This window comes from Pseudarthrobacter sp. 1G09, assembly GCF_050038305.1.
Taxonomy (GTDB): Bacteria; Actinomycetota; Actinomycetes; order Actinomycetales; family Micrococcaceae; genus Arthrobacter; species Arthrobacter equi.
This window is the reverse complement of sequence record NZ_CP188306.1, coordinates 3,603,571-3,624,422: the sequence shown is the minus strand read 5'-3', so window position 1 is coordinate 3,624,422 and position 20,852 is coordinate 3,603,571. Positions and strand designations below refer to the sequence as shown.

Annotated in this window: 17 protein-coding genes; 13 read left to right on the top strand and 4 right to left on the bottom strand. The window is 66.1% G+C overall.

The features are described 5' to 3' along the window. Positions 1 to 8 precede the first annotated feature (8 nt). On the bottom strand, positions 9 to 2,024 hold the full coding sequence (locus ACP3TD_RS16755) for a beta-galactosidase (protein WP_426764104.1): 2,016 nt from the start codon (positions 2,022 to 2,024) through the stop codon (positions 9 to 11). A 176-nt stretch (positions 2,025 to 2,200) separates the two neighbouring features. On the opposite strand from ACP3TD_RS16755, the gene ACP3TD_RS16750 reads away from it, so the two are divergent. The 6 genes from ACP3TD_RS16750 to ACP3TD_RS16725 all read left to right on the top strand — a co-directional run bounded on the left by ACP3TD_RS16750 (position 2,201) and on the right by ACP3TD_RS16725 (position 8,768). Continuing rightward, positions 2,201 to 3,490: an ABC transporter substrate-binding protein gene (locus ACP3TD_RS16750; protein WP_426764103.1), complete on the top strand. Its 1,290-nt coding sequence runs from the start codon at positions 2,201 to 2,203 to the stop codon at positions 3,488 to 3,490. Between the two features lie 30 nt (positions 3,491 to 3,520). Further along, a complete protein-coding gene (locus ACP3TD_RS16745) occupies positions 3,521 to 4,474 on the top strand; it encodes a carbohydrate ABC transporter permease (RefSeq protein WP_045729272.1) in 954 nt (317 codons plus the stop codon). After that, positions 4,471 to 5,388: a carbohydrate ABC transporter permease gene (locus ACP3TD_RS16740; RefSeq protein ID WP_091722858.1), complete on the top strand. Its 918-nt coding sequence runs from the start codon at positions 4,471 to 4,473 to the stop codon at positions 5,386 to 5,388. The genes ACP3TD_RS16745 and ACP3TD_RS16740 overlap by 4 nt, the downstream gene beginning before the upstream one ends. A 23-nt stretch (positions 5,389 to 5,411) precedes the next feature. Next, positions 5,412 to 6,044, top strand: coding sequence for a Poxvirus protein I5 (locus ACP3TD_RS16735; protein WP_426764102.1), 633 nt, complete (start codon positions 5,412 to 5,414; stop codon positions 6,042 to 6,044). Between the two features lie 60 nt (positions 6,045 to 6,104). Continuing rightward, a complete protein-coding gene (locus tag ACP3TD_RS16730; protein WP_426764101.1) occupies positions 6,105 to 7,391 on the top strand; it encodes an MFS transporter in 1,287 nt (428 codons plus the stop codon). A 90-nt stretch (positions 7,392 to 7,481) separates the two neighbouring features. Further along, positions 7,482 to 8,768 carry an ABC transporter substrate-binding protein gene (locus ACP3TD_RS16725; RefSeq protein ID WP_426764100.1) on the top strand — a complete coding sequence of 429 codons (1,287 nt, stop codon included), beginning with the start codon at positions 7,482 to 7,484 and terminating at the stop codon, positions 8,766 to 8,768. A gap of 4 nt (positions 8,769 to 8,772) precedes the next feature. On the opposite strand, the gene ACP3TD_RS16720 is transcribed toward ACP3TD_RS16725, so the two are convergent. Further along, on the bottom strand, positions 8,773 to 12,123 hold the full coding sequence (locus tag ACP3TD_RS16720) for a family 78 glycoside hydrolase catalytic domain (RefSeq protein WP_426764099.1): 3,351 nt from the start codon (positions 12,121 to 12,123) through the stop codon (positions 8,773 to 8,775). After that, positions 12,123 to 13,400: a Gfo/Idh/MocA family protein gene (locus ACP3TD_RS16715; protein WP_426764098.1), complete on the bottom strand. Its 1,278-nt coding sequence runs from the start codon at positions 13,398 to 13,400 to the stop codon at positions 12,123 to 12,125. Before ACP3TD_RS16715 ends, ACP3TD_RS16720 begins: the two co-directional genes overlap by 1 nt. Before the next feature lie 238 nt (positions 13,401 to 13,638). Here ACP3TD_RS16715 and ACP3TD_RS16710 point away from each other — a divergent pair, with 238 nt between their 5' ends. From ACP3TD_RS16710 to ACP3TD_RS16685, 6 genes are all read left to right on the top strand, one after another. Then, on the top strand, positions 13,639 to 14,313 hold the full coding sequence (locus ACP3TD_RS16710; protein WP_426764097.1) for a YesL family protein: 675 nt from the start codon (positions 13,639 to 13,641) through the stop codon (positions 14,311 to 14,313). Positions 14,314 to 14,500: 187 nt separating this feature from the next. After that, positions 14,501 to 16,033 (top strand): extracellular solute-binding protein, encoded by a 1,533-nt coding sequence (locus tag ACP3TD_RS16705; RefSeq protein ID WP_426764096.1) that lies wholly within the window; start codon positions 14,501 to 14,503, stop codon positions 16,031 to 16,033. Continuing rightward, positions 16,034 to 17,011, top strand: coding sequence for an ABC transporter permease (locus ACP3TD_RS16700; protein ID WP_426764095.1), 978 nt, complete (start codon positions 16,034 to 16,036; stop codon positions 17,009 to 17,011). Then, entirely contained in the window at positions 17,011 to 17,883 is an 873-nt protein-coding gene (locus ACP3TD_RS16695; protein WP_015938269.1) for a carbohydrate ABC transporter permease, read from the top strand. Before ACP3TD_RS16700 ends, ACP3TD_RS16695 begins: the two co-directional genes overlap by 1 nt. Before the next feature lie 26 nt (positions 17,884 to 17,909). Continuing rightward, positions 17,910 to 18,611: a rhamnogalacturonan acetylesterase gene (locus tag ACP3TD_RS16690; protein WP_426764094.1), complete on the top strand. Its 702-nt coding sequence runs from the start codon at positions 17,910 to 17,912 to the stop codon at positions 18,609 to 18,611. Continuing rightward, positions 18,612 to 19,286: a DUF1961 family protein gene (locus tag ACP3TD_RS16685; RefSeq protein ID WP_426764093.1), complete on the top strand. Its 675-nt coding sequence runs from the start codon at positions 18,612 to 18,614 to the stop codon at positions 19,284 to 19,286. A gap of 6 nt (positions 19,287 to 19,292) precedes the next feature. Here the strand turns inward: ACP3TD_RS16685 and ACP3TD_RS16680 are convergent, their stop codons facing one another. Then, positions 19,293 to 20,306 carry a LacI family DNA-binding transcriptional regulator gene (locus ACP3TD_RS16680; protein WP_426764092.1) on the bottom strand — a complete coding sequence of 338 codons (1,014 nt, stop codon included), beginning with the start codon at positions 20,304 to 20,306 and terminating at the stop codon, positions 19,293 to 19,295. 151 nt (positions 20,307 to 20,457) lie between these two features. Between ACP3TD_RS16680 and ACP3TD_RS16675 the strand changes: the two genes are divergently transcribed. Next, positions 20,458 to 20,805 carry an L-rhamnose mutarotase gene (locus ACP3TD_RS16675; RefSeq protein ID WP_426764091.1) on the top strand — a complete coding sequence of 116 codons (348 nt, stop codon included), beginning with the start codon at positions 20,458 to 20,460 and terminating at the stop codon, positions 20,803 to 20,805. The last annotated feature ends 47 nt before the right edge of the window (positions 20,806 to 20,852 follow it).

Below are 20,852 nucleotides of genomic sequence, written 5' to 3'. Positions count from 1 at the left end.
GAGGGTGCCTAGCTCTCCCTGATCACCGCGATGCTGCCCGCCGGAACGGAGCCGCCAAAGGGCTCGCCGGTCAGCAAATCGGTGCCGGTGGCGGAAACAGCGGCGGAGGAGCGGGTGTGGTTGATGGCGAACAGGAAGCCCTGCCCGTCGGCCGAGCGCCGACGGACCAGCTCGACGCCGGCGTCGGCGGCAGCCGCGGGGGAGACGCCCGATTCGGCGAGCAGCCGGTCCACCAGCGCGTCGACGCCGTCGCGGTCCGGGAAGGTGGCCAGGTACCAGGCGGCACCCCCGCCCACGGGCCGGCGGGTCAGGGCAGGCACTCCCTCCAGCGGATACTCCGTGAAGGCCTGAACCGCTTCGGCGCCGGCCAGATGGACGTGCTCGCTCCACACCGAGGCAACGGTGCCGTCGTCGAGCTTCAGCTGCGATCCGGCCAGCAGCGGGTGGAACTCCTCCACCCGAACGCCAAGGAGGTCCCGGAAAGCTCCCGGATACCCGCCCAGCCGGATGTGGTCCTGCGGATCCGCGATCCCGCTGAAGTAGCTGACCAGGACTGTGGCACCGGCGGAGGCTGCCGCGGCGATGCTGGCGGCATCGGCGTCGGACACGGCGTAGAGCGTGCAGACGAGCACCAGGTCGTAGCCCTCAAGCGGGGCCGACGGGTGGACGATGTCCACGGAGACGCCCTTCAGGAACAGTGACCGGTGGAACGCCCGCAGCAGGTCCAGGTACTTCACGTCGATGCTGGGCTTCGAATCGATCTCGCTGGCCCACCACGCCTCGTAGTCGAAGACGATGGCAGCCCTCGACTCCACCCGGGAACCGCGGACCGGTTCGAGTAGCTTCAGTGCCGCCCCCAGGTCCACCACCTCGCGCCATACCCGCGTATCCCGGCCGCCGTGCGGCACCATGGCGGAGTGGAACTTTTCTGATCCTGCGAAGCTCTGCCGCCACTGGAAGAACATCACGGCGTCCGCGCCGCGGCCCACGTGCGCCAGCGAGTTCCGGAGCATTTCGCCGGGCATCTTCGGCTGGTTGCGGGGCTGCCAGTTGACGGCCGACGTCGAGTGTTCCATCAGGATCCACGGGTCACCGCCCGCAATGCCCCGGGTCAGGTCCGCGCTGAACGCGAGTTCAATGTGCCGTTCGGGGTCGGCGGCCACAAGGTAGTGGTCGTTGGCGATGACGTCCAGGTCCTTGGCCCAGCTGAAGTAGTCCATTGATTTCGTGGCGCTGGAGGCCATGAGGTTGGTGGTGCAGGGAATGGTGGGTGTCACCTCGCGGAGCACGGCCACGAGTTCGCGGTAGTAGTCCATCAGCGCCCAGGAATTGAAGCGCTGGAAGTCCAGTTGCTGCCCGGGGTTCAGCGTGCTGGGGGCAACTGAGGGCGGCAGGATCTCCTCGAACGACGCGTAGTTCTGGCTCCAGAACGCGGTGCCCCAGGACGCGTTAAGCGCGCCGATGGTGCCGTAGCGACGTTCCAGCCATCTCCGGAAGGCGGCTGCGTCCTCTTCGCCGTAGAATTCGGAAATATGGCAGCCCAGCTCGTTGTCCACGTGCCAGAGCGCCAGCGCCGGATGGTCCTTGTACCGTTCGGCAAGGACCCGCGTGATGCCCGTGGCGTAGCGCCGGTAGGCGGCCGACGACGGCGTGTAGTGCCGCCGTGAGCCCGGTCCCAGCACGGTTCCGTCAGCCGTGACGGGCAGGATTTCCGGATGCTTGCGGACCAGCCACGCCGGGGGAGCGGCGGTTGCGATGGCGAGGGCAACCTTGACGCCGATGCCTGCGAGGTTGTCCAGTACCTCATCAAGCCAGCCGAAATCGTACTGGCCCTCAACAGGTTCCAGCAGGGCCCAGGAGAAGATGCCGACGCTCAGGAAGTTCACGCCGGCTTCCTGCATCAGCTCAAGATCCTCCAGCCGGACGCTCACGGGCCACTGCTCGGGGTTGTAGTCGCCGCCGAATCCAAGGCCTTCGACATTGCTCCAAACACTTGCCGGACCGTTATTTTCCTGCGTTGCCATGGGACTCCTATGTCTGCTGAAGCGGTGGAACGGGACGGGGAAACCCGTGGATTGGAAAACGCTTGCCCAATTACGGGAATACGGATATTGTATCGTTTCAGAAGCCGTGTAAGCCAGCTCACTACTTACGTTGTAGATGAGATCAGGGATTGCACACATTGAGCAAGGAGGCTCCCGTGATCAACAGAAGGCATTTCCTTACAACCGTAGCCGTCGGCACCGCATCTGCCGGCGTACTGGCGGCCTGCGGAACCGGATCCAGCACCTCAGGACAGACCGGTTCGGCGGACAACCCCGTCACCATCAACTACACCTGGTGGGGCAACGACGACCGCGCCGAGCGCACCCGCAAGGCCATTGCGTTGTTCGAATCGAAGAACCCGGACATTAAGGTCAACGGCAACTTCACCGACTTTGCCGGTTACTGGCAGAAGCGTGCCACCGAAGCTGCGGGCGGCGGCCTGCCCGACGTCATGCAGTGGGACCTGTCCTACCTGCGCGACTACGGCCAGCGCAACCAGCTGCTGGACCTGGGCACGGTCAAGATCAACACCGACGCCTTCGAAAAGTCCCTGCTGCCTTCCGGCCAGATCAAGGGCAAGACCTACGGCATCCCCACCAGTACCAATGCCTTCGCCGTCTACTACGATCCCGCCAAGCTGGCCTCCCTGGGCATCGCCGAGCCGGACGGCAGCTGGACGTACAAGGAATTCAACTCCTTCCTCACCGAGGTGGGCAGCAAGAGCAACGGAGCCCTCTTCGGCGGCACCGACTACACGGGCGTCTGGTGGATGTTCAACGTCTGGCTGCGGCAGAACAACATCGAGGCCTTCACCTCCGAGGGCAAGCTCGGCTTCAGCAAGGACGACCTGAAGAAGTGGTGGAACCTCACCGCTGATCTTCGCGGCACCCCGGCGATCGTCTCCGAAGAGCGAGTCACCCAGCTGGCCCCGAAGTCGCCGTTCGGCTCGAATGTCACTGCAACCGAAGTCACCTGGGACAACTTCATGGCCGGCTACCTCGGCGACAGCGGCGCGAAGGAACTCAAGCTCGTCCCGGTCCCCTCCGACGACGCGGACAACCTCGGCCTGTTCCTGAAGCCGTCCATGCTGATGGTGGCCAGCGCCAAGACCAAGTTCAAGGACGCCGCTGCCCGCTTCATCGACTTCATGGTCAACGACCCCGAGGTAGGCCAGATCTTCAAGACCTCCCGTGGCGTGCCCGCATCGAAGACCCAGCGCGACGGCACCACCTTCGAAGGTACTGACAAGATCGTGGTCGATTACGAAACGTCCATCTCCCAGTACCTCAAGGACGCCCCGGAGCCGCCGATCGTCGGCTTCGGCACGCTGGAGACCTCCTTCAAGCGCATCGCCTCGGACCTGAACTACGGCAAGCTGGACATCAACGGTGCCACCGACGCCTGGTTCAAGGAAGCCGAAGACCTTATCAAGCAGAACGCCTGATACAGGCTTCACAACTGACGGACTGAACTCGTGACTCAAAGCCCAACACTGAGCAGGCGTTCGACGCAATCCGGTCCTGCCCCGCTTCGCAAGTCGAAGCGGGGCGGGGTGGATGCCCGCGCCGGCTACACTTTCCTGCTGCCCTGGTTGCTGGGATTCATTGCCCTCACCGTTGGGCCGATGATTTCCTCGCTCTACCTGTCCTTCACCAACTACAACCTGTTCGAACCGCCCAAGTGGATCGGGCTGGATAACTACATCACGCTGTTCCAGGACGAACGGTTCCTGCAATCCGTCGGAGTGACCGTGGGCTACGTGGTCTTCGGCACCCCGCTCAAGCTCGCCGCCGCGCTGGCCGTAGCTATGCTGCTCAACAGCAAGCGCCGCGGCCAGGGCTTCTACCGCTCCGCGTTCTATGCTCCCTCGCTGATCGGCGCCTCGGTATCGATCGCGATCGTGTGGAAGGCGATGTTCGGCGATTCGGGCCCGGTGGACCAGGGCCTGTCCTTCTTCGGGATCAACCTCGGCGGCTGGGTGGGCAACCCCACCATGACCATGCCGATGTTCATCCTGCTCACGGTGTGGCAGTTCGGTGCACCCATGGTCATCTTCCTCGCCGGGCTCAAGCAGATCCCGAACGAACTCTACGAAGCAGCGTCCATGGACGGTGCCGGGCCGGTGCGGAAGTTCTTCAACATCACCTGGCCCATGCTCTCGCCGGTGATCTTCTTCAACCTGCTGATGGAAACCATCCACGCCTTCCAGATCTTCGCTTCGGCGTTCATCATCTCCAACGGTGAAGGCGGCCCGGCCGGTTCCACCCTCTTCTACACCCTCTACCTGTACCTGCGCGGCTTCAGCGATTTCCGGATGGGCTATGCCTCGGCAATGGCCTGGCTGCTGGTGATCGTGGTGGGCATCATTACCCTGATCTTCTTCAAAACGTCCAAGTCCTGGGTCCACTACAGCGGTGATTCGAAATGACAACCATGGCAACGCCTACCAAGTCCGCACCGGACGCCGGCACGCCGGTGTACAACCCGAAATCCGAGTCCGTCGGCGCCAAGCGGGCCAAGAGCACCGTCTTCCACATCGTTGCCCTCATCCTGACCGGGATCGTGCTGTACCCGGGGTTGTGGATGATCGCGTCGGCGTTCAAGCCGAACTCCGAGATTGGCGGCGGAAACACCTCGCTGTGGTCAGAGAACTTCAGCTTCGATAACTTCGTCACTGCCCTGGACGGCATCGGCGGGGTGTCCACGATGCAGTTCTTCACCAACTCGCTGATCCTGGCCCTCGGTGCGGTGGTGGGGACCATCCTCTCCGCGTCCGTCTCGGCCTACGCGTTCGCCCGGATCAAGTTCCCGGGCCGGAGCGTGTTCTTCGGCATGATGATTGCCACGCTCCTGCTGCCCTTCCATGTGGTCATCATTCCGCAGTACATCATCTTCCAGCAGCTGGGCCTGGTGGATACGTACATTCCGCTGCTGATCGGCAAGTTCCTCGCCGCCGACGCGTTCTTTGTGTTCCTCATGGTCCAGTTCATGCGCGGCCTGCCCGCAGAGCTTGACGAAGCGGCACGGATCGACGGCGCCGGACACGTGCGGATCTTTGGCTCCATCATGCTGCCACTGATGAAACCGGCCCTGATCTCCACCTCGATCTTCTCCTTCATCTGGAGCTGGAACGACTTCCTCGGCCCGCTGCTCTACCTCAACACTCCGGAAAAATACCCGCTGCCTCTCGCGCTGCGGCTCTTCCAGGACCAGACCCAGTCCTCTGACTACGGCGCCATGATCGCCATGTCAGTCCTGGCCCTGCTCCCCGTGCTGATCTTCTTCCTGATCTTCCAGCGCTACATTGTTGAAGGCGTCTCCACCCAGGGCCTCAAGGGCTAACGGGACAAGGGAGCACGAAGGAAATGAGCATCATGGACCGCACCACACCCGCATCGAAGCACCACGAACCCATTCCGGTGAACCGGTTCGCCCTGTTCTCCGAAACCCTTCTGGCAGGGGTGCTGGTGCTGGTGCTGTCCGTGCCCCTGGTGACCATCCCCGCCGCCTACGCGGCGGGGATCGCCCACCTCGAACGGCACCTCGACGGCCGCGACGATTCAGTCCGCAGCCTGTGGGGGACCTTCAAGGCTGCCCTGCCCGGCAGCTGGAAACTTGGCGCGCTGACGGCAGGAGCCGCCGTTGTCATCGTCCTGAACCTGCTGCTGGCCTGGGTGGGCCAGCTGCCCGGCCGCGAAGTGGTACTTCCTGCCACCCTGGTCCTGGCGGCCTGCGGAGCCATCCTGCTGCTGCGCACCGCAGCGGCCTGGTCGGATTTCCCGGGTGCCGGCACGTCCGCGAAGGACCGCTGGACGTCCGCCCTGGAAACGGGCCGCGCGTTGTCCCTGAAGGACTGGACCGGATCGGCCCTGCTGGCCGCTGCGCTGTTCGGCGCCGCAGTGTTCGTCTGGATGCTCGTGGCACTCTTCGTGGTGGTGCCGGGCACCCTGATCCTCGCCTCGGCGGCCGTCAAGATCCGTTCCGCCCGCCACACCTGATCCACCACCGGCTCAACCGCACCACTACACCTTCCGCCCCACAACCGAGTTGAGTCAGACGTGCCTTCCGACCGCCCGAATTCCGAGCAGTCCGTCCATCTTTCCCTCGAGAGTCAACCCCGGTGGTACCAGCCGCTGACCCGGCACAACTACAGGCTCTTCCTGGGCATGCAGGTAGCGGGCAGCGTGGGTGTCTGGATGCAACGCCTCGCCCAGGACTGGATGGTCCTGCAGCTGACCGGCAGTCCCGCAGCCGTAGGCGTCGCCGTCGCCCTCCAATTCCTCCCCATGCTGATTGTCGGGCCGCTGTCCGGGCTGGTGGTGGACCTGTTCCCCAAGCGCCGGATCATGATGGTGTGCCAGTCCGTGATCGTTGTCCTTGCCCTGGGCCTTGCCGTGTGGGTGGCCAGCGGGACCATTACAGTGTGGGCCGTGTATGCGAGCTGCGTCGCCTTGGGCATTACCTCCGCTATCGACGGCCCTGCCCGCCAGGTGTTCGTCAACGAAGTGGTGGGTGACGCCGCCCTGCGACCAGCCATCGGCCTCAACAACGCCCTCAGCCAGCTCGGCGCCATGGCCGGGCCCGCCCTCAGCGGGGTGCTGATCGCGCAGGACGGCCCCGCCGCGGCCTTCGCAGCGAACGCCGCCATTGGCGTGTTGGTTCTTGGCCTGATCGCCGCCATCCGCACGGCTGAGCTGTTTCCCGGCATTCCCGCTGCCAGGGGCCGCGGACAGCTGCTGGCCGGCTTCGCGTACGTGCGGGAACGGCCCCGGCTGTTGCTCCTCATCCTGCTGGCGGGCCTGCTGGGCGCCTTCGGCATGAACGGGCCGGTGGTCCTCGCAGCCTTCGCGGAGCGGGTTTGGCACAACGGCGTGGAGGGCTTCGGCCTCTTCAACACCGTCAGTGCCGTGGGCGCACTTGCCGGTGCCCTGCTCGCGGCCCGGCTCCGGAATATGGGCCGGCGCGGGATTGTGGCCGCGGCCGGCCTGTTCGGACTGTCCCAACTGGTGGCAGCCCTCATGCCCACGCTCTCGCTCTTCATCGCCATGCTGGTGGTGGTGGGACTCATGACACTCCTGTTCCTGACGAGCGCCGCCACGGCCGTCCAGCTCGAAGCCGGCCCCGCCATCCGCGGCCGGGTGATGGCCCTGTACCTGCCGCTGCTGCTGGGTGGGCACGCCCTGGGTGGCCTGCTGGCCGGGTGGCTGACCGAACAGTTTGGCGTCCGCACCGGGCTGGTGGTCACGGGTTGCCTGGGCATGCTGTCCGCAGCTGCCATCGGCTTCCTGCTGTGGCGCCACGGCAGGGCTGCGAAGGCCCGGGAAGCCCCGTCGACGAAGTCCTGAACAGTCCTTGACGCGTGCGCTGGATCACACCTACGCTGTGGGAAACCGGTTTCTATCTGCTACCAGCATCCCGACGCCAAAGGACAAACGATGATGTTTCGCGCCCGAAAGCCCCTGCTGCCCAAAGCTGCTGCCGTCACGGCTGTCCTCGCGCTGACGCTGACGAGCTGCGGAGGCTCGCCGCAGGCTTCGGACGGCCCGGTGACCCTGCGCTTCAGCTGGTGGGGCTCGGATACCCGGCACAAAATGACCGAAAAGCTGATCGAGGCCTTCGAGGCCGAGAACCCCAACATCAAGGTCAAGGGGGAGTACGGCGACTGGAGCGGCTACTGGGACAAGCTGGCCACCCAGGTGGCGTCGCAGGATGCCCCGGACATCATCCAGATGGACGCCGCGTACCTCGGCGAGTACTCCGGGCGCGGCGCGCTGCTGGAGCTCAAGGACGTTGACCTTTCCAAGTTCGACCAGCCCGTGGCCGATTCCGGCAAGGTGGAAGGCAAGCAGTACGCCGTGACCAGCGGCGTCAACGCCATGGTGGTGATGGCGAACCCGGCCCTGGTGTCTGCCAGCGGCGTGGCCCTACCCGACGACAAGACCTGGACCTGGGATCAGCTGGACAGCACGGCTGCGGCGATCACCCAGGCCAGTGGCGGGAAGGTGTACGGCACGGGCCAGGTCAATTCCGACGCCGCGGCCAACCTGTGGTTCCGGCAGCACGGCAAATCTCTGTTCACCGGCGACGGCAAGCTCGGATTCGATGAGTCGGACCTGGCCGAATGGTACGAATACCAGGCCAAGATGCGGGATTCCAAGGCCGTCCCGCCGGCATCGGTCATCACCGAAGACGCCACCGCCTCGATTGACCAGCAGGGTCTGTCCACCGGCAAGTTCGCCATGAACATGTACTGGTCCAACCAGCTGGGCGCCCTGAGCAAGGCCTCCGGGCAGGACCTGGAAATTCGCCGGCCGCCGAGCGTGGACGGCAAGGCGGCGGATGCTCAGCAGTTCTACAAGTCGTCCATGTTCTGGTCCGCCAGCTCACGGACCAAGCACCCCGCTGAGGCGCAAAAGTTCATCGACTTCGTGACCAACAACGCCAAGGCCGGCGAAATCGGGCTGGCTGACCGCGGCATCCCCGCAAACTCGGATATCCGTGCAGCCGTGGTGTCCAAGCTGACCCCGGCCGATGCCAAGACGGCGAAGTTCATCGACGAGATCTCCAGCGAACTGGGCGGCGCCGTTCCCGTTCCGCCCGCTGGAGGAAGCGCCGCGGTGGAAGCCCTGACCCGCTACTCCCTGGAAGTGCACTTCAACAGGTTGTCCCCGCAGGAGGCCGCGAAGAAGGCCCTGGACGAAGCGAAGAGCGCGCTGCTCTGACCGGCTAGGCCTGCGGTTCGAAGCTCCAGGTGCCGGTGTGCACGCGGAAGTCGCGCGTCGCGCCGGTGTTCGTACCGTCCGGGAGGGAACGCACGACGGCGGCATCCGGCGTCGGTCCCTTAATTCCGTAAGTGCCGGCGGGCAGACGGACAACCGCTGTGACGCCAGCGGGGACGGTGCATTCCAGCTCCACCAGGCCGTCCCTGCGGCGCCAGCTGGCGTCCGCGTAGCCGTTGGCCACCGGGATGCTTCCGCGGGCGTGCTCCAACCGGCACAATGGCGGCTGGATGAGCAGTTGGCCGCCACCGGGGGACTGGAACCGGATGCCCAGCAGGTGCTCGAGGATTTCCTTGACCACCGAGGCGGACCAGGCGTGGGATTGGCTGTAGTCGGTGCCGGGCTCCAGATCCCAGGCCTCCCAGGTGAAGGTGGCGCCCCGTTCCAGGAGCTGCGCCCAGCCCGGCTGGTCGGGTGACGTCAGAAGGTCCAGGACCGCGTCAGTCCTGCCTTGTGCCAGCAGAGCCCGCACCAGGCGGTGGACCGTCAGTGGCCCCTGCCGCATTCCCATGTCCGCTATCCGCCGGGCGTCGGCCTCAGCGCACCCGGCGTCCGTGATGCCGAGGGACAGCGGGAACGACGCCGCGTGCTGGGAGGCATGGGCACTGGGGGAGCCGTCGCCGTAGAGCCCGTCCACCATCACACCGTCCACACGGAGCCGGTCGCGGATGGCCGCCGCCAGGGTGCGGGCAGCCTCGGCGTAGCGGGCCGCCGTTTCGTGCTCGCCCGCGAAGCCGCAGAGCCGGACGGTGGACAACAGTGCGGAGTAGGCCTGGACGTTGACGGTGGTCTTGGCAGCGCACTCCATGTCATAACCGAAACGCCCCGGTGCCGGCCAGTCCACGATGCCGTGCAGGTACGGGCCGGAGCCGCCGCCCAGCCTGGTGACCAGCCCCGACGTCGGGCCTTCCGCCGGAATGTACCGCAGCGCGTAGTCGGCCGTATCGCAGAGGTGCGGCAGAAGCTCCCGGATCAGGGCGAGATCGCCGGTGCGGTGGTGATATTCCTCGGCCCACTCCGGCAGCATCAGCGAGAAATCGGGGATGTCCCGTTTGCCGTCACCATTGGGATAGACCGCGTTGTAGCGGCCCTTGTCCTCGCCCGCGGTCCAGTACCTGCCCGCCGACCAGCCGAACCCCCGCAGCGCCTGGGCCGTGTAGGCGTGCTCGCCGAAAAGCGACATGGTGGCGTAGGAGATGTTCACGGCGTCCGCCAGGAACTGGCCCTTTTCCCGGGTGGGGGTGTCCACGAACTGCTCCTGCACGCCGTACAGCGCAGAGTCGCGCAGGAGGTTAAAGACGGCGTCCAGTGTGGGGTCCGAGCTGCTGAAGCGGCCTTCGCCGGGGTGCTTGCCGTGAACCACGACGACGCCGAGCCGGGACACGTCCGCGGCGTCCACGCCGGGAAGCTCCAGGTAGCGGAAGCCAAGGTGCACGGTGGCCCGGTACTGCTGCGGCCCGGCGGCCTGGGTGTACGGGAAGGACATATCGGTGTTCTGGGTGGGTGTCTTGCCGGTGTCCACCCGGCCGTCGACCCGAAGGTTGTAGCCGGCCCGGATCATCACCGTGCGGCCGGCCACGCCGTCGAGGAAATCCACCTCGGGCCGGCCGGGAAGCACCTGGCCGAAGTCCGCCACAAGCGTGCCGTCATCGGCCGTCAGGAACGCGCGGGGCGCAACGAATTCCTCCGACATGGAGGTCCGGCGCGGATGCAGCGCGGGGCTTTCGGGGGTGGGGTGGCTCCCGCAGCCGACGGCGGGCGGCAGGTCCTGCAGGGGAGCGGCGGCCAGTGCGGCGGCAGCGTGCCCGTCCAGGTGTTCAACGGGGTCGCCTTCGTCGTTCCGGTACCCGGCCTGGCCGTACGGGGCCTCGGCGGCGCGCCAGCCCGGACCCGAGCCGAACACATCGCGGCGGCCGTCCGCATAGTCAACGCTGAGCCGGACCAGCAGGCCGGGAATGCCGGCGGCCCGTCCCTGTCCCGGGCCGTACCAGTGCAGCAGGGCCGCCAGCGGAATTTCAGCGCCATTTGGTGCGTCCCCGCCACCCGGTCCGGACTGCCGGGATGCCAGCAGCTCCGTCACGTCCGCGGCATCGTAGTAGCCCTCGCCGGGATAGCCGAAGGATGTTGTGGTGAGGCACGGTGTGCCGGCGAGGGACAGCTGGGCATGGTGCCGGGCGGCGGCGTAGAGCCGTGCCCGCCGGACGGTGCCGCTGAGCCGGACCGAGGTGCGGAACAGGGTCCATTCGTCCGGCTGGCGGTGCGCGGTGGTGCGCGTCCAGTGCGCCAGGGCAGCGTGTGCGTGGTGTTCGCCGGCATCGAACCGGTGGTCCAACAGGACGGTGCCGGTGTCTGAGCTGGCGCCTGTCCCGGAAACCCGGAGGCACGCGTACTCGGCCTGGCTCCGGGGACCTTGGTGGAGGGCCAGCCTGCCGGAGGTGCCAGCCGGGAGTGGCTCCTCGAACACCAGCAGTTCTTCGCCGTCCAGGGAGGCGCGGATGGTGTGCCCGTCATCGGTAACGGTGAGGTCCTGCCACGTCCCCGGAACCAGGTCCTTGCCCGGGAGGCGTTCCTGCCGGACGGTGTGAATGCGGTCTGCGCTGGCCCTGGCCAGGACGGGTGTGTCCGGGGCCGAAGCGGCAGGAATGTCCCACTGCGGCACCTGCCGCAGCAGCAGCTCGCCGGCCGTGTTGAGTTCGAGCAGCAGCCCCGTTCCGGGGCCGGTGCTGCGGAGGATCAGGCCGGCCCAGCCCATCACGGGCCGCACCCGCGCCTCCAGCCGGAAGCCGCGGACCGGAGGGCACGGCAGGGGCAACCCGGGGGATCCCGCCACCCGGAGGGCGTTGTCCAGGATCTCCAGCGGGGCGCGGCCGCCCGGGGCGCGCCTGATCCAGCCGGCCTCCCAGGCGGAGTCCGAAAGCCCGGTGCCGAAGGTGCGCCAGGCAGACCACGAGCCCTGGACGCCGGCCGCGTCGCGAAGGCGCACCCGCCAGGAATAGTCTGCGTCGTCGTCGAGCACGGGCCCGCCATAGGTACCGCGCTGCGAAGCTGAGGGCACGCCCCGGGAGCTCCACACCTGGTGGCCGCCGGCGTCCTGCACAGTGACTTCGTAAGCCGTCTGGATGGCCCGGGAGGGGTCGGTGCCGTCCGTCTGCTCCAGCTGCCAGCTGAACGTGGGCTGCCCGGACGCCGTGAGGCACTCGGCCAGGCCGTCGGTCAGGAGGCCGGTGGCGAGCAGAGCCCCGGCGGTTTCCTGTGTTGTGTCCGCGGTGGTGGGGGCTGCGCCGCCTGAAGGGTTCATCAGGCTGACGGCACCGGGAAGGAGACCGGTGTGGACGCAGCCCACGGGAGCCCCAGCTCGCTGAACGTTGCATGTTCGCGCCCGGCACGCTCCAGAGCGTCCTCGATGTTTGCCACCACAGCGTGGGCGGATTCGCCCTCGCCCTCCCACTGCACGTAGGCGGGATCGATCGGCGCGGGCAGCGGCGCGGTCCGGACTGCCTCGAGCACCAGCATGAACGCCCCGCTGTCCAGGAGGGAGCTCAGCAACGGGGTGCCAGCGTTGCGGTGCTCGAGCAGGTTCTCTGTGAGGTCGTCCCGGCCGTAGGTTTGCTCGGTCTGGCCGGAGGCTGTTTCCACCACCAGGCGGTCCTCGGTGTAGTGGAAGACCGCAGTGCCGGCGGAGCCGTGAAGGGTCACGTACGGCTCAACGGATTCGGTGGCGCAGATGGTCAGGGCGCAGGTGATGGGCAGTCCGGCCGCCGTGCGGATGCGGATCACCGAGGTGTCATCCGACTCGATGTCGTTGGCCCGGTACAGCTCGGTTTCCACGGACGCGACATCGGCAACGGTGCGGGCGCCGGCGATCCGCAGCGCCGTTGCCACGGCGTGCGCGAGCGGGTTGGTGGCCACGCCGTCCACCACGTCCACGCCGTTGATGCTGCGCTTGCCTGCCCAGCGCGACCGTTTGTAATAGGCCCGGTCCCGGACCCAGCGGCCGGTGGCGGAGATGCCTTCCAGGTTTCCGATGGTGCCGGCGGCCAGGAGTTCCGCGATGGCCGTCAGCGCATGCGAGCCCAGGCTCTGGAAACCAATCTGGACGCCGTGCCCGGACGCTGCCGCGGCGTCGCACAGCCGGTTGAAGTCCGCCAACGAGGCCACGGGCGGCTTCTCCAGGTAAAGCTCGGCATCCGTAGCCAGGGCGGCCAGCGCCAGCGGAGCGTGCGTCTGGATGGGGGTTGCCACAATGACGACGTCCAGGTTCTCCGTTGCGGCCAGCAGGTCCTCCAGCCCTTGGTACACCGCGGCCGACGGCGGCACGGAGCCAGGTGCCGGTGGCTGCGGGTCCGCGACGGCCGCCAGGTCGACGGCGCCGGCCGCCTGGAGGCGCCCAAGGTTCCGGAGGTGGTGGGTGCCGAAGCCGTGCACGCCTACCAGCGCGATCCGGGCTGCCGGGCCTGAGCCCTGCTGGCCGGTCCGGAGTCCTGCCGCTTCGGCCGCCTCACCGGTAGAAGCGTTACCGGCGGAAACATTATCGGCGGAAACATCGGGAATATGGGTGCCAGCGGACGTTCCCATGGTTCTCCATTCTGCCCTCGAGGGCACGCTTACAGGGCGCGGGCTTCGTGCAGCAAGCGCTTTCCAACCATTAGTGTGCGCCACCCCCAGCAACGGAGTCCAGTTATGTAACGATTCAAAAAATGGCTTGACCCCGCCCTGTGCTTGGGTCTAGATTTTCGAGAAACCGATTACCGGCGTGATGCGGACCACTCGCGCCTTCGCCTCTGCAACGATGGAGAAACGGAAGGGAAGTGCCATGCTGTCCGGAACCTTCGCCGCTCGGGCCTATTCGTTCTTTGACACCCTTCTGTGGATCGCATGCCTCAATCTGCTGTGGCTGGTGTTCACCCTGCTCGGGCTGGGCGTGGCCGGGATCGGACCCGCTACTGCAGCGGCGCAGATCCTGGTGCGCAAGCGCGCCCGGGGGGAAGCGGCGCCGCTGCTGCGCGGGTTTGCGGCGGAGTATTTCCGGAACTTCGGCCGCGCCAACCTCCTTGCCCTGCCGCTGCTGGCAGTGGCAGTGGCGCTGGCCATGAACTGGAACTTCTTCTCCGGTGGGCGGGACCTCTTCCCGCAGCTGATGGCGGCCGGAATTTTTGTGGCGGCCATCTTCCTGGCGGGTGCGGCCTGCTACGTGTTCCCGATGTATGCCCGCTACGAACTGCCCCTGGGGCAGTACCTGATGCTCTCGTCCCGCTTTGCCATGCGGCACCTTGCCGGTACGGTCATCCTCCTGTTCGTCTCGGCGGCCGTGGTGTATGCCAGCACCACCGTCCCAGGGCTCATTCCGTTCTTCAGCATCGGCGTGTGGCTCTACACCACGGGCTGGCTCTGCGACCGGTTCTTCACCGCCAATGACGAGTCGGTTGCCGCCGGCGCCGAACCGGCAACTGCCGGCGCCGCACCCGTGCCCGCCGTCTCCACGGCTTGACCGGCTGACCGCCTGACTGTCGCCGCGCGGCCCCGGCCCGGCTCCCGCTTCGGTGGGGTCCGCCGGAGCGCCGTCCATAGACCAGCCCCACCCCGCGCCCTCACCCTGCCCTCACGTCCATGAATGAAACGTATCAACCTCGTCTGAATAACCAACGAAACCCCGAAGAAGTGGAAAAGGAAAAGCCATGATCCGTAGGAAACTCACCCTGGCGGCCGCCGTCGTCACCATCTCCGCCATTTCCCTCACCGCCTGCAGCGGCGGCGGCAATGAGCCCGCCGCGGACCTCACCAGCGTGTCCATCATGGCCCCGTTCCTCGAGGCCCAGCCGCCCAGCGTGGACGGCGCCGTCCAGAAGAAGCTGGAAGAACTCACCGGCAAGGACATCAACATCAACTGGACGCCCAACTCCTCGTACGAGGACAAGACCAACATCACGCTGGCAGGCTCCGACATCCCGCAGATCATGGTCATCCAGGGCAAGACTCCCGGCTTCGTCAAGAACGCCGAAGCAGGCGCCTTCTGGGACCTGACCGACAAGCTCGACAAGTACCCGAACCTGAAGACCACGTTCCCCGACATCCAGGAGAACGCCAGCATCAACGGCAAGGTCTACGGCGTCTATCGTGGCCGCGCGCCCATGCGTGCAGCGGTGATGTTCCGCCAGGATTGGCTGGACAAGCTGGGACTCCAGGCGCCCAAGACCACCGAGGACCTCTACAAGGTGGCCAAGGCTTTCACCGAGCAGGACCCGGACGGCAACGGCCAGAATGACACGTGGGGCATCACCATCCCCAAGTGGGGCGCCCTGGGCACCAACAGCCCCTACGACCTGATCGAGGAATGGTACGGCGCCGGCAACCGGTGGACCGAGAAGGACGGAAAGCTGATCCCCAGCTTCGAGACCGACGAGTTCCTTGAGGCCAACCGGTTCGTGAAGAAGATGGTGGACGAGAAGCTCATCAACCCTGACTTCGCCACGTTCGACGGCACCAAGTGGAACGAGCCGTTCTTCAACGGCAAGGGCGGCATCATTGTGGACGTCGATTCCCGCGTCAGCGTCCTGGTCAACCTCTTCAAGCAGGCCGATCCCAACAACTTCCAGAACAAGGTGGGCTTCGTGGGCAACCTCGAAGGCCCCGACGGCGAACTCCACGCCCACCCCACCGACGGCTACTCCGGCTTCCTGGCCGTTCCCAAGTCCAGCGTCCGCACCGAGGCCGAGCTGGACAAGGTCCTCGAAGTCCTGAACACCCTGAACGGCAAGGAGGTGGCCACCCTCCTGAACAACGGCATCGAAGGCGTCAACTTCACCGTGGAGGACGGCAAGGCCGCCACCATCAAGCCCGAAACCCCCGAGGGCAAGGCAGTCAGCACCGACATCAAGAGCTACGCGCAGCTGGGCATGAACGTGGCCGGCAACAACTTCTACCCGGTCAAGCAGGCCAGCGACTACGAGCAGCAGGTCTTTGACAAGCGCACCGAAGTCATGGCCGAGGACCTCAAGAGCGCCGTGTACAACCCCGCCGCCCCGTACGTCTCCGCCACCTACGTGGCCAAGGGGGCGCAGCTGGACAACATCGTGGCGGACGCCCGGATCAAGTACCTCGCCGGACAGCTCGATGAGCAGGGCCTGAAGGACGCCATCAAGCTCTGGGACACCAGCGGCGGCAACAAGGTCAAGGAAGAGATCAACAAGCTGTGGCAGGACAACAAGTAAATGGCAGCCCCCGTCGTCGAGGCTGAGGCCTCAGGGCGGGCGGCCAGCCGGCCGCCCGCCCGGGAGCGGAAGAACGCCAAGTTCTCCGTCCATTTCGCGCACTACAAGTGGCTGTACCTGCTGTTGTTGCCTGGCGTGCTGTACTTCGCGGTGTTCCGATACGGCCCCATGTACGGCGTGTCCATCGCCTTCAAGGACTACGTCCCGTTCCTCGGCGTCAACGGCAGCCGGTGGGTGGGGACCCAGCACTTCGAGGACTTCTTCTCCAACCCTGACTTCCCGCGCCTGCTGGGCAACACGCTGATCCTGGCGTTCCTGAACCTGGGCATCGCATTCCCGCTGACCATCGTTCTGGCCCTGCTGCTGAACGAGGTCCGCCTCTCCATCCTCAAGCGCACGGTCCAGACCCTGGTGTACATCCCGCACTTCCTGTCCTGGACCATCGTGGCGTCGCTGAGCTTCCTGCTGTTCGCGCTGGACATCGGCCCGATGTTCCAGTTCCTGAACAACGTGATGGGCACCAACATCGACTTCCTGTCCGATCCCGCCTGGTTCCGGCCGCTGATCGTGCTGCAGGAGATCTGGAAGAACACCGGCTGGGGAACCATCATCTTCCTCGCCGCCTTGTCCACCGTGGACCAGGACCAGTACGAGGCCGCGATCATCGACGGCGCCGGACGGTTCCGGCGGGTCTGGCACATCACCCTGCCCGGGATCCGGTCCACCATCATCGTGATGCTGATCCTGGCGATCGGGCAGATGCTCAACACCGGATTTGAACAGATCTACCTGATGACCAACGCCCTGAACCGGGACGTCGCGGATGTCTTTGACACCTACGTGTACTTCGTGGGCATCACCCAGGGCGCTTACTCCTACTCCACCGCGGTGGGCCTGTTCAAATCCCTGGTGGGCCTGGTGCTGATCTTCGGCACCAACTGGCTGGCCAAGCGGTTCAACCAGAGCGGACTGTTCTAATGAAGATCCACAACACCACCGGCGGCCGGGTGTTCGACGCCGCCAACTACGTCTTCCTGTCCTTGGTGGGCATCGTCACCCTGCTGCCGTTCGTCTATGTCTTCGCCGGCTCGTTCGCCACCGAAGCGGAAATCACCCGGAGGGCGTTCTTCGTCTGGCCCGAGCAGTTCAGCCTGGGCTCCTACGAGTACATCTTCTCGACGCCGGCCTTCACCAGGGCGCTCATCACCACCATCCTGGTCACCGCCGTGGGCACGGTGGTCCAGCTGGCGTTCACGGTGACCATGGCCTACCCGCTGGCCAAGAAGACCCTCCGGGGACGCAAGCTCATCCTGTCCCTGGTGGTCTTCGCCATGGTGTTCTCCGGCGGCATGATCCCCACCTTCCTCCTGGTCAAGGACCTGGGCCTGCTCAACTCCTACTGGGCCCTGATCCTGCCGGCGGCGATCAACCCGTTCAGCCTGATCATCATCAAGAACTTCTTCCAGGAGCTCCCTGCGGAGCTGGAGGAATCGGCCAAGATGGACGGCGCCACGGAGATCGGCATCCTTTGGCGGATCCTGCTGCCGCTGTCCAAACCCGTCCTGGCTACGTTCGCCCTGTTCTATGCCGTGGGAATCTGGAACGACTTCATGTCGCCCCTGCTTTACCTCAGCGACAACTCCAAGTGGACCCTGCAGATGTACCTCCGCCAGGTCACCGCGGCCTCGGACCTGCTGGGAACCGGCAACGTGGACCCCAACTACATTCCGCCGGAACAGGGCATCAAGTTCGCCGTGATCGTGGTGGCCACCCTGCCCATCCTGATCTTCTATCCCTTCCTGCAAAAGCACTTTGCCAAGGGCATGCTCATCGGCTCCGTCAAGGGCTAGAAACCGCCACTCACAGAGAGAAGACCATGAAGATCCTGCTCGCCGGTGATTCCACCGTCGCCAACTGTCCCACGCACGAGTACCCCATGAGCGGGTGGGGCGCGCAGCTGGCCCCGCACGTCTACCGGCGGGCAGCGGTCCACAACTTCGCCAAGGGAGGGGCCAGTACCGGGTCCTTCCGCGAGGAAGGGCTGTGGACGGCGCTGCTGGCAGAGGCCGGCGAAGGCGATCTGGTCCTCATCCAGTTCGGCCACAACGACCAGAAGAAGCAGCACCTGGCAGCGCGCACCGGTTACGCGGCCAACCTGCGCACCATGGTGGGGGAGGTGCGTGCCCTGGGCGCGGCTCCAGTGCTGTGCACCTCCGTGGAGCGGCGGCACTTCCGGGACGCGCCGTCGTCGTCCGCCGGTATGGGTGACGTGCTGGAGGAAAGCCTGGAGGACTACCCCGAGGTGGTGCGCGAACTGGGGCTGGAACTCGGCGTCCCGGTGATCGACCTCAATGCCTGGACGCGGGAGCTTTACGTCCGCCTGGGCCGGGAAGGATCCGTGGCGCTGTTCTGCCATTTCGCGCCGGGGGAGCATGCCTACTGGCCGGACGGGCTCGCGGACAACACGCATTTCTCCCAGGAAGGCGCCGCAGTGGTTGCGGAGCGCGTGGCAGCCGGGCTTGCGGAGCTGGGGCTCACCGCCCCGGCCCTTGCGGGTACGACGGCGGGAGGCGCCTGAGTGGGCACCGCCACACGGAGCATCGGGGTGCTCTACAGCAACGCGCTGGACGGCCCGGCGGACGTCGCGGACTGGGTGGCCGAAGGGCCGCTGAACCTTGGCACCCACTCCGGGGCGCTGGAGCTGTCCGGCGCACTGGACGACGCCGAATTCGGCGACCACGCGCACTGGACGTTCTGGTGCCCGGAGGAGTTTCCGGACGGAATCCGCATCAGCTGGGAGTTCCGGCCGCTCGAAGAGCCGGGCCTGGCCATGCTGTTCTTTGCAGCCGCCGGCCAGGGCGGCCTGGATCTCTTCAGCCCGGACCTGGCCCCGCGGACCGGGTTCTATCCGCAGTACCATTCGGGGGACATCGATGCCCTGCACGTCTCGTATTTCCGGCACAAGTACGAGTCGGAGCGGGCCTTCCGGACGTGCAACCTCCGCAAGAGTGCGGGGTTCGAACTGGTGGCGCAGGGCGCTGACCCGCTGCCGCCCACGGACGACGCGGTGGACTTCTACCGCCTGGAAGTGGTGAAGGACGGCCCGCTGGTGTCCTTTGCCATCAACGGGTTGACCCTGTTCGAGTGGACAGACCCGTCGGGCAAGGTCCTCGGCGGCGGCCGCATCGGGTTCCGGCAGATGGCCCCGCTGCGGGCCGCCTACCGGAACCTGGTGGTGGAGAAGCTGCGCTGACGCGTCCTACGCTTTGCCGGTGCTCTGCCGGACCACGAGCTCCGGAGTGAACACCACCGCGCGGTGCGTGGCGTTCCGGGACTCCACTTCCTCGGTGAGCAGCTCGATGGCGGTGCGGCCCAGGGCCTCGGTGGGCTGCCGGATGGAGGACAGCGGAACCACTGCCGAGACGGCAAAGTCGATGTCGTCATACCCGATCAGCGCCACGTCCTCCGGGATGCGGAAGGTATGGGTCATGGTGAGGGACTGCATGACGCCGAGGGCCAGGAGGTCGTTGGCGCAGAAGATGCCGTCCGGCAGCTCCTCCGGCCTGCGTTCCACCAGCATGTTGCCCACGCTGCGGCCGGCCAGGACGGTCATCCCCTCCGACGCCAGCACTTCCAGTGTTGCGTCGGGCTCCTCCTTGACCGCGCGCTGCGCCCCCTGCAGGCGGTCCGATACCTGCCGGATGGACGTGGGGCCGCCGACGAACGCGAGCCGGCGGCGGCCGGTGTCCAGCAGATGCCGCGCGGCCAGATACCCGCCGGCGTCGTCATCCACCGAAACCGAACTGAACCTGGATTCGTCCGCCAGCCGGTCCACCAGGACCGTGGGCACGCCGCGCTCGCGGAGGAGGTCCAGCCGCTCGGTGACGTCGCCAACGGGGGAAATGAGGAGGCCCTGGACCCGCTGCTCCTGGAAAAGATCGATGTAATTGGCTTCGCGGCCGGCGTCGTGCCCGCTGTCGCCCAGCAGCACCGCGCTGCCGTGGACGCTGGCGGCATCCTCAGCCGCCCGCACCACCGATGTGAAGAACGGGTTGCCCACGTCCAGGACAATCAGCCCCACGGTGCGGCTGTGGCCGGCGCGGAGCTGGCGGGCCGCGTCGTTGCGGACAAACCCCAGTTCGTCGATGGCCTTCAGGACGCGTTCCTTGGTGCGCTGGGAAACCCTGTCCGGGTAATTCAGCACGTTGGAGACGGTGCCCACGGCAACGCTGGCGTGGTTGGCAACGTCCTTGATACTGGCGGTGCGGTTCATGATTCTCCGAGCTGCTGGTCCGGATGCCCTGACTTCCACGGGCCATTTGCTGGGGCCGGGTGGAAATGCTTGACACCTACTCAGGTTCAAGAGTACTTTGAATCGTACCAATGAAACGATTCAAATATCCGCGAGTTCAGGAGAGTTCCAGATGAGGGTGTGCTTCCGGTCCTCGATCCAGCCGGCGCTGATCGACGAGTACAAGCGGCGCCATGCCGCGGTGTGGCCGGAGATGCTTCTTGCCCTGAAGGAAGCGGGCTGGAACAACTACTCCCTGTTCCTGGCGGACGACGGGCTCCTGGTGGGTTACGTCGAGTGCGACGACTTCGACGCCGTGCGAGCCCGCATGGCGCTGACCGAGGTCAATTCGCGCTGGCAGGCAGAGATGGCCTCTCTGTTCGAGAACACCGGCCAGGCGCCCGACGAGGGGTTCCAGGTCCTGGAAGAAGTGTTCAACCTTGACGGCCAGCTTGCGGCCGCAGGCTCCACAACCCAGTAACCAAAGCCAAACCCAGCTCCTGCAGCGGGGCAGTACCCAACAGACCA